The sequence below is a fragment of the Bacillus sp. FSL M8-0350 genome (assembly GCF_038593345.1).
Lineage (GTDB): Bacteria > Bacillota > Bacilli > Bacillales > Bacillaceae > Bacillus > Bacillus safensis.
In genome coordinates, this window is the sequence record NZ_CP151985.1 from 1,023,066 (window position 1) to 1,034,740 (window position 11,675).

The following is an 11,675-nucleotide window of genomic DNA, read 5'->3' on the forward strand; positions in this document are numbered from 1 at the left end:
GCCTATTTTTTATTCATGACTCGTCTATAGGTAAACATTTCAAATTATCATTCGTTTTTGTTACTATAAAGGAAAAAAGAAAGAAAGGAACGAATTCATGTCCCTTCTCACTGTAAAAGATGTAACGGGTGGATATACGAAGAATCCCGTTCTAAAAAATATTTCATTTGAATTAGAAAGAAATCAAATCGTCGGTCTCATTGGCTTAAACGGGGCGGGGAAAAGTACAACCATCCGCCATATTATCGGGCTCATGAAACCGCATAAAGGTGTCATTGAATTGAATGGACGAACCCTTCAAGACGACCAAGAGGCGTATCGTTCACAATTTACATTTATTCCTGAAACACCTGTTTTATATGAAGAATTAACGTTAAAAGAACATTTAGAGCTGACAGCGATGGCTTACGGTCTATCAAAGGAACAATTAGACGAACGCCTGCCATCATTGCTGAAAGAATTTCGAATGGAGAAACGGCTGAAATGGTTCCCTGCTCATTTTTCAAAAGGAATGAAGCAGAAGGTCATGATTATGTGTGCATTCCTTGTGGAACCAGAGCTGTATATCATCGATGAACCGTTTTTAGGGCTTGATCCTCTTGCGATCAATGCACTGCTTGAACGGATGAATGCTGCGAAGAAAAATGGCGCTAGTGTCCTGATGTCAACGCATATTTTGGCGACAGCTGAACGCTATTGTGATTCCTTTATTATTTTGCACGAAGGGGAAATCAGAGCGAAAGGAACGCTGGCAGAGCTGAGAGAACAGTTCAATATGAGAGATGCGACACTCGATGATCTTTATTTGGAATTAACAAAGGAAGAAAGCTATGAGTAAAACAACACAAACCATTTGGAAATCAAGACTAGAGGAACACGTACAAGAAACAAGAAAATACTTAAAATACATGTTCAACGATCATCTTGTCATTGTGCTCATTTTTTTCCTTGCAGGCGGAGCAAGCTGGTACAGCAGCTGGCTTAAACATATTCCGGCTCACTTCCCATCTTACTGGGTGATGGCAGTTGTTTTCTCATTGGTACTTACAAGCTCATACGTACGTACGTTGATTAAAGAAGCCGATCTCGTGTTTTTGCTTCCTTTGGAAGGGAAGATGGAGCCTTACCTAAAACAAGCGTTTAACTTTAGCTTCATTTCTCAGCTGTTTCCTCTCATTGCTGTATCCATTGTCGCACTTCCGCTTTATTCGGCGGTGTCTTCAGGAGGCATCACGGGATATGTGCTGATACTGGCGCAAATGATTTTAATAAAGGGCCTGAATACAGCCATTCAATGGAGAATCACATATTTTCAAGGAAAACACGTGAGAAGGCTCGATGCAGCTCTTCGTTTTCTATTAAATGTGATGTTGATCTACACCGTCTTACAGGAAGCCTATGCGATTGCAATCGTTTTTTATCTTATCTATGGTGTATATCTCGTCTACTTAACAAATGCAGTGAAAAAACAGCCCTTTCAATGGGAAATGCATATATCTGATGAATTAAAACGGAAGCAGCGCTTTTATCGTTTGGCAAACTTATTTACAGATGTGCCTCACTTAAAGAAACAGGTGAAAAGAAGAGCATACATGGATTGGCTTATGATGTTTGTTCCTTACGATCAGCGTAAAACTTTTTCTTATATGTATGTGAGGGCGTTTGTACGCTCAAATGATTATTTTGGTCTGGTGTTTAGATTAACGGCCGTGTTTGTCCTGATTATTTTGTATACAGGTGCAGCAGGCTGGGTGGGTGCGTTACTAGTCTTGTTCACAGTATTTATCACAGGTGTACAGCTTGTGCCGTTAACGAAGCACTTTGCTCATCTTTCATTACAGGCACTTTATCCAGTTTCTCAAAAAGAAAAGGATCGAAGCTTTTTTGTTCTCGTCCGTAATGTGCTGATCATCCAATCAATCTTGCTGAGCTGTGCGGTACTTCCAGCGGGAGGCTGGCAGGGAAGCGGACTGGCCTTTCTCATTTCTTTAGCATTTGTGCTTGTCCTCTTTAAGCCTTACGTACAAAGCAGGTTAAAAAAGATGAGATAAGTGGAGATTACAGCGAGCGTATGATGACATCAAGGAGGGGACCGGATGAATGCAGCTGAACGGGAGTTGTATGAAGAAGCCATTCTTTTTCAAACACGTTTTTTAAGAAAACCTTCAAAGATCGAACGGTTTTCAAAAGGAGTTCAGCAGCATGTGAACCGCCGAATTCCTGCGAGGTTTCATCAAGTCATCACAAGTGCAGTCAAAACAATGGTTGAATCCACCGTATCAGGATCACACTTTACTTCATTTTCAGTGATTGATGAACAATTATCTATTGTAGAACGAAATGAACTGGCAAAGGATAAAGTGAAGTATTACCAAAAGGCGGCTGCTATCGAAGGGGTTGGAACAGGTGCAGGCGGTTTATTCCTCGGAATGGCAGACTTTCCGCTGCTGTTAAGCATAAAGATGAAATGCCTTTATGAGCTGGCGTGTATTTATGGCTTTGATTTATCTCAAAAGGAGGAAAGACTCTTTTTGCTCTGTATATTTCAGCTCGCCTTTTCCAGCAGTGCCCATCGTCAAAAAATGATGAAGATCATAGATGATTGGGAAACGAGCCGCGAGGAAATGGATTGGTACAGCTTTCAGCAGGAGTATCGAGATTACATTGATCTTGTAAAGCTGTTTCAATTAATGCCGGTCGTCGGAGCCGCTGTTGGCGGGGTGGCGAATCATCAGCTGACAGGACAGCTCGGAGAGGTCGCACGCCATGTGTTTCACTTGCGAATATTGAAAGAAATGATATAGAAAAGCCGCTGATGACAGCGGCTTTTTTTATTCATTGTAGGAAAGAACGGCGTTCGCGAGTACCTTTGCTGCAATAGGCATTGCTTTTTCGTTGATATCAAACTTTGGATGATGATGTGGATACACGTCCTGGCTGTTTTCCGGCATGGCGCCTGTGTAGAAGAAGGTACCAGGGACATGCTGAAGGTAGTAAGCAAAGTCTTCTCCGCCCATTTGGGTTTCCGCTTCTTTTACTTCTGTGACACCTTCTGTCTGGTTTGCGATGCCAGCAATATATTCCGTCGGCTTTGGATGGTTTTTGACAGCAGGGTATCCTCTGACGTACTCATATGTGTAGGCAGCATCATGCATCTGGCATACCCCTTTTACCACCTGTTCAATTTCTCGTTCGATAATATGCCGTGCACTTTCTTCAAAGGATCGTGCAGTACCAGTTAAAACAGCTGAATCTGCAATAACGTTAAAGGCATTCTCTGCTACAAAACCTCCAACAGAAACAACAGCAGAATCAATCGGATTGACTTTACGTGCAACGACTTGCTGCAGGTTTGCGACGATTTGTGAACCGATGAGTACGGCATCTTTTGTTAAATGAGGCTGAGCGCCGTGTCCGCCTTTCCCTTGGACTTGAATGGAGAAACGATCGGCCGCTGCCATAAAGTTCCCGCTTTTATAAAGAATCGTGCCACAAGGCTCTGAAGACCAAAGGTGCGTACCGAATATCACATCGACACCGTCTAAACAGCCGTCTTCAATCATTGGTTTTGCACCGCCGGGAGCATATTCCTCCGCATGCTGATGAATGAGGACGATCTTTCCTTTTAATTGATTACGATGCGTATGCAAGACTTTTGCTAATACAAGAAGTGTCGCAGTATGCCCATCGTGACCGCACGCATGCATCACACCAGGCTTTGTTGATTTGTAAGGTACATCTTTTTCATCGTGGATGGGAAGTGCATCAAAATCAGCTCTGAGGGCAATGGTTGGTCCCGGAGAAGCTCCTTCAATAAAAGCGAGTACGCCATGACCGCCCACCTTGGTGCGCGTAGGTATTTGTAATGTATCATAGTAGCTGGCGATGAAAGCGGCTGTTTCTTCTTCCTGAAAAGAAAGTTCAGGATTCATATGGAGATGGCGTCTAATTTCAACCATTTCCTCATAATGTTCATCAAGACGTTCATTGATGCTTTTTTGTAAAGTGGATATTGTCATTGAATCGAAAACCTCCTTCATGCTCTTTTACTGATTGTATGGTAATTGTTAGAATCTTTCAACAGAAGAGGATTTCGTGGTCAGTAGCAAAAGGTCATTTTACATAAAAGTCGAAGTTGATATGAAGCAGGGAAAGGGAGGAGTAGCGTTGGGAAGCTGTCCAAATTGTTCAAAAACATTTTCTTTCGTCGAAAAATTTCATTTATCACATACGAAAATGATGATGTGTCCAAGCTGCCGGCATCAAATTAAAGAAACATTTCTCTCAAAAATGAGTTTTTTCATGATCTGCTTGATTCCACTATTGGTGCTGCTGATTCAATTGAAAGGTGCTTCACCTATGTTGAAGTGGCCGGTCTTATTAGGTTGGATATTGCTGAATTTCTATGTGCTTCAGCCGATCATTCATCGGTACGAGCTGAAATCAAGCTCATAAAATGAAGAGCCCATCGACTGGGCTTTTTTTGATGAAAAAAAGAAGTGCTGAGAGCAGCACTTCCTTAATTGTCTGTGACGGCATGATAGGATGTGAGGTAAGCTGGACGAGAGAAAATGGAGCCTGTATCCTCGTGTGGCTGAAAGAATGCTTCTGATTCTTGAAAGTCTTGAAATAAGTCCTCTGATTCCCAAAGTGTCAAAATCAAATAAACTTCTTCATCTTTTTTAGGTCTTAAAACGCGAATAGCCTGGAAGCCGCGCTGATGTTCTGAGATGTTCGTCTTTTTCTGAAAGGTGGATTCAAACAGTGCTCTGCTTTCAAGCTTAACAGGGATATGATTCAAGGTGACGAAACCAGATTGGACAAGCGCGCCTTTCGTATAAATCACATCATAGGCATGAGGGGCTTTAAATACAGTCTCACCCTCCGTTTCATGAAAAAGAGCTGCTTGTTCTTTTCCGACCATATAAAGCAGATTTTCCAGATGGTGTTTCTTTGCGATTTTATGCAAAAAATCTGCTGTTCCATATGTAATATAGAAATTCATCTAAACCGCCTCCTGCTTGATAGTATAACAAAAGAATGATATATAATTCTTTGGCAGTCAATCCATAAAACATATTATGAAGCAATACATCCCATACTATCCGTATAAAGGAATGAGGTGACCTAATTTGAAGAAAAAGAAGATAATCATTCCATTAGTCATTGCAGGAAGTACAATCGTACTCTCATTTATTGGCTATCTGACGATTTTATTTTTAGGACATTATGTCATAGATGAAAAGAAGCTTGTTTTTCACGCTTCCTCCAAAATCATTGATCAGAATGGAAAAGAACTCACAAGCATGTATTCAGAAAATCGGGACCCTGTGTCATTAAAAGAGGTGCCTGATAAAGTAGCAAAAGCTTTTGTGGCTGTTGAGGACAAGCGTTTTTATGAGCATCACGGAATTGATGCACAGTCTATTTCAAGGGCGGTTTATCGAGATATATTAGCAGGAGGGAAGGTAGAGGGCGGCAGTACAATTACCCAGCAGCTCGCAAAAAATATTTTTCTCACAAATGACAAAACCTTTCTTCGAAAAACAAAAGAAGTCATTATTGCCATTAACTTAGAAAGAGATTATTCAAAGGATAAGCTGCTTGAGATGTATTTGAATCAGCTATACTTTGGCCATGGTGTTTATGGTATTCAGGCAGCAGCCAATTATTATTTTAGTAAGGATGTGAAAGATTTAACGGTCAGCGAAGGTGCCACACTCGCTGCGATGCCAAAGGCACCATCTTCTTACTCGCCTGTTTTACACCCTGATAAAAATAAACAGAGGCGGGACACCATCCTGAATTTAATGAATGAACAAGGATATTTGTCTTCAACAGAAACAATAGAAGCAAAAGGGAGAACACTAGGCATTCATTTAAAAAAGAAATCAGAAACACCTTGGGTGGACAGCTATGTTGATCTCATTATTAAAGAAGCAGAATCAGAGTATGCCATTTCGCATGAACAATTGCTTCAAGGCGGCTATACCATTACAGTTCCGATTGATATGAATCTGCAAAAAAACGCTTATGATGCGATGAAGAACAACCGTTATTTCCCGGGAAAAAGCGGTTCTCCGGAAGGCAGCGCCGTATTCATTGATAACGAGTCTGGTGGAGTGAAAGCAGCCATCGGTGGACGAGAATATCAGGCGAGAGGCTACAACAGGGTGACAGCTGTTAGACAGCCGGGATCTGTTTTTAAGCCGATCGCAGTCTACGGCCCGGCAATGCAGGAGAAAAAATTCAGACCTTATTCACTGCTTGAAGACAAAGAAAAAAGCTATGACGGCTATTCACCAAAAAATTACGATGGGCAGTATGAAGGAAGGGTCACAATGGTGGATGCCCTCATGAAAAGTAAAAATACCGCTGCTGTGTGGACGTTAAGCAAGCTGGGCATTGACACGTCGAAATCATATCTTGAGAAAATGGGGATAGATATCTCGGATAAAGGACTAGCCATGGCGCTTGGCGGTTTAGAAAAAGGAGTTTCCCCATTACAGATCGCTGGAGCCTTCCATACATTTGCAAATGAAGGCGTATATAAAAAGCCTTTCTTCATTCAGAAAATCACCAATGATGAAGGAGAAACTGTAGAAAAGAATCGTGGTAAGCAAGAACGAGTGTTTAGCGTGCAGAATGCTTGGAATATGACAAGAATGCTTCAGCAAGTCGTCAAAGGCGGAACAGCCCAGAGCGGTTCATACGCTGGAGATTTAGCAGGTAAGACAGGTACGACCACATATTCAGGTGTGAAAGGTGCAACAAAGGATGCCTGGTTTGCCGGCTATACGCCTAGTACAACGGGTGCGATTTGGATGGGGTATGACAAAACCGATAACAGTCACTATTTAACCGGCGGCAGTCAATTCCCGGTGCAGCTGTTTAAAGATATTTTAACAGCAGCTCAAATCACCAATGAAACGTTTGAAAAACCAGAGGGGATAAAAGAGCTCGAGTCGCCTATCCATTTAGAGGGACTATCAGGATTTGAAGCCCGCTATGCGTTTAAAATCAAAGGATTGTTTACATTAGAGCTGTCTTGGGACAATCAAGAGGATAAACGCGTTGAATACCGCATTTATGAAAAGAGAAATGGAAGCGAGACGCTGATCGACACAGTGACAGGCGTGGGCAGCTATACAATGCCGTATGCCAATGTATTTTCAAATGCAGAGTATAAGGTTGTTCCATATAATACCCAAACGCAAGAAGAAGGCGAAGGCAGTCCATATGTCAAGCCAGAGGCTTTTGGACGTTAATATTCGGCGATTTTTTGAACATTGAGCCGCTTTAGTATACCGTGCCTTGAAAAAACGGTATAGTAAAAGCAGGTTTGAGCCTTGTACAAAAAGAGAGTATAAGGCGAAAGGTGGAATGAAAGGTAATGGGAAAAACGAAGGTTTTTAATGACACGTTCTTAAAGGCGTGTAAAGGGGGAAAAACAGACCATGTACCAGTGTGGTATATGAGACAGGCAGGACGCTCACAGCCTGAATATCGTGCCCTTAAAGAAAAATACGGGCTATTTGAAATTACGCATCAGCCAGAGTTATGTGCTTATGTAACAAGACTTCCTGTAGAACAATATGGTGTAGATGCCGCTATTTTATATAAAGATATTATGACCCCGCTTCCGGCTATTGGAGTGGACGTAGAAATTAAAAATGGAATTGGACCTGTGATTGATGCACCGATTCGATCTAAAGCAGATATCGAACGTCTTGGGGAACTTCATCCTGAAGAAGACCTGCCATATGTGCTTGATACCATTCAGCTTTTAACGAAGGAGCAGCTGAATGTTCCACTTATCGGTTTTGCTGGCGCACCATTTACGATGGCAAGCTATATGATTGAAGGCGGCCCATCTAAAAATTATCATAAAACAAAGGCACTGATGTACAGTGATCCTGAGGCGTGGATGCTGCTTATGAACAAGTTAGCTGATATGACGATTACGTACATACGCGCGCAGGTAAAAGCCGGGGTCAGTGCATTTCAAATTTTCGATTCATGGGTTGGTGCTTTAAATGCAGCAGATTACCGGACATTCATTAAGCCTGTCATGCAGCGAATTTTCACAGAGCTGAAGTCTGAAAACGTCCCAATGATCATGTATGGAGTTGGTGCAAGCCATTTAGCGAAAGACTGGCATGACCTGCCGCTTGATGTGGTTGGACTGGATTGGCGTATGAGTGTAGACGAAGCAAGAAAAGAAGGGCTCACAAAAACGTTACAGGGGAACCTTGATCCAACCATTTTACTTGCTCCTTGGGAAGTCATTGAAGAGAGAGCAAAAGCTATTTTAGATCAAGGAATGAAATCAGATCACTTTATCTTTAACTTAGGTCATGGGGTATTTCCAGATGTTTCACCAGATACGTTAAAGAAGCTGACAGATTTTATTCACGATTATTCAGCGAAACATAAAAAATCATCCATCTAAACTATTTCAAATGATCTGAAGGAGTGTTGGTTGTGGAGAAAAAGAAAATGGGACTTCTTGTCATGGCATATGGCACCCCATATAAAGAAGAAGATATTGAGCGTTATTATACACATATCCGCAGAGGCAGAAAGCCGGAGCCAGAGATGCTGCAAGATTTGAAGGATCGCTACAAGGCAATCGGCGGTATTTCTCCTTTATCAAAAATTACCGAACAGCAGGCAAATGGTTTGTGTGATCATTTGAACGACATCCAAGACGACATTGAATTTCATGTCTACATTGGCTTAAAGCATATTGAGCCGTTCATTGAGGATGCAGTTGCAGAGATGCACAAGGACGGCATCACAGAAGCAGTGAGTATTGTTCTTGCGCCGCATTTTTCAACCTTTAGCGTGAAATCGTATAACAAGCGTGCACAAGATGAGGCAGACAAGCTTGGCAATCTGAAGATTACGTCTGTGGAAAGCTGGTACGATGAGCCGAAGTTTGTGGACTATTGGGTGAAACAAGTGAAGGATACGTATGCATCGATGAGTGAAGAGGAAAGAGAATCAGCCGTACTCATTGTGTCTGCACACAGCCTTCCTGAAAAGATTATTGCAGCAGGAGATCCATATCCTGATCAGCTCGCACAATCTGCCAAAATGATTGCAGAAGGTGCAGGAATTGAACATTATGAAATTGGCTGGCAAAGTGAAGGCAACACGCCTGATCCATGGCTTGGACCAGACGTTCAAGACTTAACACGGGACCTATTCGAACAAAAAGGCTATAAAACGTTCGTATATGTGCCTGTTGGATTTGTCGCTGACCATCTTGAAGTGTTATACGACAACGATTATGAATGTAAAGTCGTGACAGATGAAATCGGTGCAGCCTACTATCGTCCAGAAATGCCAAATGCGAAACCAGCATTTATTGATGCCCTCGCAACTGTCGTATTAAAGAAGCTTGACGAAAGCAAGTAATTATATAAAAGAAGGCGATCCTATGCATGACAATCAAAAACACCTTGTCATCATTGGCGGTGGCATCACTGGTTTAGCCGCCGCCTTCTATTTGGAAAAGGAAGTCGAAGAAAAAGGTCTTCCCATTCAAATATCTCTTATTGAAGCGAGCCCTAGGCTAGGTGGAAAAATACAAACATTATATAAAGACGGCTACATCATTGAACGTGGACCTGATTCATTTTTAGAAAGAAAGGTCAGTGGACCGCAGCTGGCGAAGGATGTGGGTCTCGCAGATCAGCTCGTCAATAATGAAACAGGGCAGGCATATGTACTAGTCAATGAAACTCTTCACCCGATGCCAAAAGGCGCTGTCATGGGTATTCCAACTCAAATCAGCCCATTCATCACAACCGGTCTTTTTTCAGTTGCAGGAAAAGCGAGAGCCGCAATGGATTTCGTCTTGCCAAAAAGCAAGCAAACAGAAGATCAGTCGCTCGGTGAATTTTTTAGAAGACGTGTCGGTGATGAAGTAGTTGAGAATTTAATCGAACCTCTTCTATCAGGCATTTATGCAGGTGACATTGACCGTCTCAGCTTAATGTCCACCTTCCCGCAGTTTTATCAAACAGAACAAAAGCATCGCAGTTTGATTCTTGGGATGAAAAAATCACAGCAGCATGCGAAAGCGCAGCAAGTGACAGCGAAAAGACAAGGGCAGTTCCAAACGATCAATCAAGGACTGCAAGCGCTTGTTGAAGCAGTAGAAAGCAAGCTCAAGCTGACAACGATTTATAAAGGGACAAAAGTGCAGCAGATTGAAAAAACAGATGGGGGCTACGGTGTGCAGTTAGACAGCGGTCAAACGCTTTTTGCTGATTCAGCCATTGTGACAACTCCGCATCAATCGATCTATTCCATGTTTCCAAAAGAAGCAGGGCTTGAGTACTTGCATGATATGACATCTACTTCTGTTGCAACGGTGGCACTCGGTTTTAAAGAAGAGGATGTTCATAATGAATATGACGGTACTGGTTTTGTCATCTCAAGAAACAGTGATTTCTCTATTACAGCCTGTACGTGGACGAACAAAAAATGGCCGCATACAGCTCCTAAAGGAAAAACGCTATTGCGTGCCTATGTAGGGAAAGCTGGCGACGAATCAATTGTCGAGCAATCAGACCATCAAATTGTCAGCATCGTGCTGGAGGATTTGAAAAAAATCATGGATATTAAAGCAGATCCAGAACTGACGACAGTGACTCGCTGGAAGACGAGCATGCCGCAGTATCACGTCGGTCATCAAAAAGCTATTTCGAACATGCGAGAAACGTTTAAGCAATCATATCCTGGTGTTTATATCACAGGTGCTGCTTTTGAAGGTGTCGGAATCCCTGATTGTATTGATCAAGGAAAAGCTGCTATTTCAGAAGCTTTATCTTACCTATTTTCATAAAAAAACAACTCCCTTTTCTGTCATGGAAAGGGAGTTTTTCATGTTCGAATCAATCGAAAAGAGTTGGGAATCATAAATGTGAACAAAGTTGTTGCATCCGGGGAAAAGGGTGTGGTATATTACTTTCTGTACTTAATGACCAAAACGTTCAAATAGTCATTTTGGGAGTGAGATCATGAGTGTTGATAGGAGACAAATGATTTTAGACGGGGCTACGAAGGCATTTACTCAATTCGGGTATAAAGCCACCACAATGGACCTTGTGGCAAAGCTTGCCAACGTCGGAAAAGGAACCATTTATACCTTTTTCAAAAACAAAGAAGAGCTGTTCGATGAAATTTTCACATCCCTTTTAATGGAGATGAGGAAAATTGCGGATGAAGCAATGGATGAGGAAAAAAGTTTCTCTGAAAACCTTCACTTAGCACTCTTTGCAATATTGGAATTTCGAAAAAACCACCAGCTCACAATCAAAATCTTTCAGGAAAGTGCGGAGCTTGGCACGTCAGCGGTCAAGGAAATGATTGAGAAGATGGAGCAAATGATCATTCGCTATATCAAAACGAAAGTAAAAGAAGCGATTGATAAAGGCGACATTAAGCCATGTGATCCTGAATTGACTGCATTTGTGATGGTGAAACTATATATTGCACTTATTTTTGATTGGGAAAAGCGATACGAGCCTTTAACAAAAGAAGAGGTGGCCGAGTCGCTGGAACTTTATGTTCTCAAAGGACTTTTAGCAGCACCATAATTTTTTTTAAGTTCAAATGACCAAATTCTAAATTTAGTCATCATCTATGGGAGGAAAACAGCA

At 42.0% G+C, this 11,675-nt stretch carries 11 protein-coding genes; 9 read left to right on the forward strand and 2 right to left on the reverse strand.

Features of this window, described 5'->3' with window-relative positions; translation table 11 throughout:
- The first annotated feature begins 97 nt into the window (after positions 1 to 97).
- Genes NSS80_RS05180 through NSS80_RS05190 form a run of 3 tightly spaced genes read left to right on the forward strand, consistent with a single transcriptional unit; the run spans position 98 to position 2,804 of the window.
- The gene (locus NSS80_RS05180) at positions 98 to 838 is read left to right on the forward strand and encodes an ABC transporter ATP-binding protein (RefSeq protein WP_046310435.1); all 741 of its coding nucleotides are present in this window, start codon (positions 98 to 100) and stop codon (positions 836 to 838) included.
- The gene (locus NSS80_RS05185) at positions 831 to 2,051 is read left to right on the forward strand and encodes an ABC transporter permease (RefSeq protein WP_317222121.1); all 1,221 of its coding nucleotides are present in this window, start codon (positions 831 to 833) and stop codon (positions 2,049 to 2,051) included. The genes NSS80_RS05180 and NSS80_RS05185 overlap by 8 nt, the downstream gene beginning before the upstream one ends.
- A 45-nt stretch (positions 2,052 to 2,096) precedes the next feature.
- Positions 2,097 to 2,804: an EcsC family protein gene (locus NSS80_RS05190; RefSeq protein ID WP_034282199.1), complete on the forward strand. Its 708-nt coding sequence runs from the start codon at positions 2,097 to 2,099 to the stop codon at positions 2,802 to 2,804.
- A gap of 27 nt (positions 2,805 to 2,831) precedes the next feature.
- On the opposite strand, the gene NSS80_RS05195 is transcribed toward NSS80_RS05190, so the two are convergent.
- Positions 2,832 to 4,019 carry a M20 family metallopeptidase gene (locus tag NSS80_RS05195; RefSeq protein ID WP_176967538.1) on the reverse strand — a complete coding sequence of 396 codons (1,188 nt, stop codon included), beginning with the start codon at positions 4,017 to 4,019 and terminating at the stop codon, positions 2,832 to 2,834.
- A 283-nt stretch (positions 4,020 to 4,302) separates the two neighbouring features.
- Between NSS80_RS05195 and NSS80_RS05200 the strand changes: the two genes are divergently transcribed.
- Complete coding sequence (locus tag NSS80_RS05200) at positions 4,303 to 4,455, forward strand: hypothetical protein (RefSeq protein ID WP_224426392.1); 153 nt, start codon at positions 4,303 to 4,305, stop codon at positions 4,453 to 4,455.
- Positions 4,456 to 4,519: 64 nt separating this feature from the next.
- Here NSS80_RS05200 and NSS80_RS05205 read toward each other — a convergent pair whose 3' ends face one another.
- Positions 4,520 to 5,005 carry an antibiotic biosynthesis monooxygenase gene (locus NSS80_RS05205; RefSeq protein ID WP_111927080.1) on the reverse strand — a complete coding sequence of 162 codons (486 nt, stop codon included), beginning with the start codon at positions 5,003 to 5,005 and terminating at the stop codon, positions 4,520 to 4,522.
- Between the two features lie 127 nt (positions 5,006 to 5,132).
- Between NSS80_RS05205 and NSS80_RS05210 the strand changes: the two genes are divergently transcribed.
- The 5 genes from NSS80_RS05210 (at position 5,133) to NSS80_RS05230 (ending at position 11,612) form a co-directional block, all read left to right on the forward strand.
- Positions 5,133 to 7,268 (forward strand): PBP1A family penicillin-binding protein, encoded by a 2,136-nt coding sequence (locus tag NSS80_RS05210; protein WP_252050314.1) that lies wholly within the window; start codon positions 5,133 to 5,135, stop codon positions 7,266 to 7,268.
- 125 nt (positions 7,269 to 7,393) lie between these two features.
- Positions 7,394 to 8,452, forward strand: a complete 1,059-nt coding sequence (gene hemE / locus NSS80_RS05215) for a uroporphyrinogen decarboxylase (RefSeq protein WP_111927084.1) — start codon at positions 7,394 to 7,396, stop codon at positions 8,450 to 8,452.
- A gap of 32 nt (positions 8,453 to 8,484) precedes the next feature.
- Positions 8,485 to 9,423: a ferrochelatase gene (hemH, locus tag NSS80_RS05220; protein WP_024426557.1), complete on the forward strand. Its 939-nt coding sequence runs from the start codon at positions 8,485 to 8,487 to the stop codon at positions 9,421 to 9,423.
- Between the two features lie 22 nt (positions 9,424 to 9,445).
- Positions 9,446 to 10,858 carry a protoporphyrinogen oxidase gene (gene hemY, locus NSS80_RS05225; protein ID WP_041117028.1) on the forward strand — a complete coding sequence of 471 codons (1,413 nt, stop codon included), beginning with the start codon at positions 9,446 to 9,448 and terminating at the stop codon, positions 10,856 to 10,858.
- A 175-nt stretch (positions 10,859 to 11,033) separates the two neighbouring features.
- Complete coding sequence (locus NSS80_RS05230) at positions 11,034 to 11,612, forward strand: TetR/AcrR family transcriptional regulator (protein WP_041117030.1); 579 nt, start codon at positions 11,034 to 11,036, stop codon at positions 11,610 to 11,612.
- Positions 11,613 to 11,675: the final 63 nt, after the last annotated feature.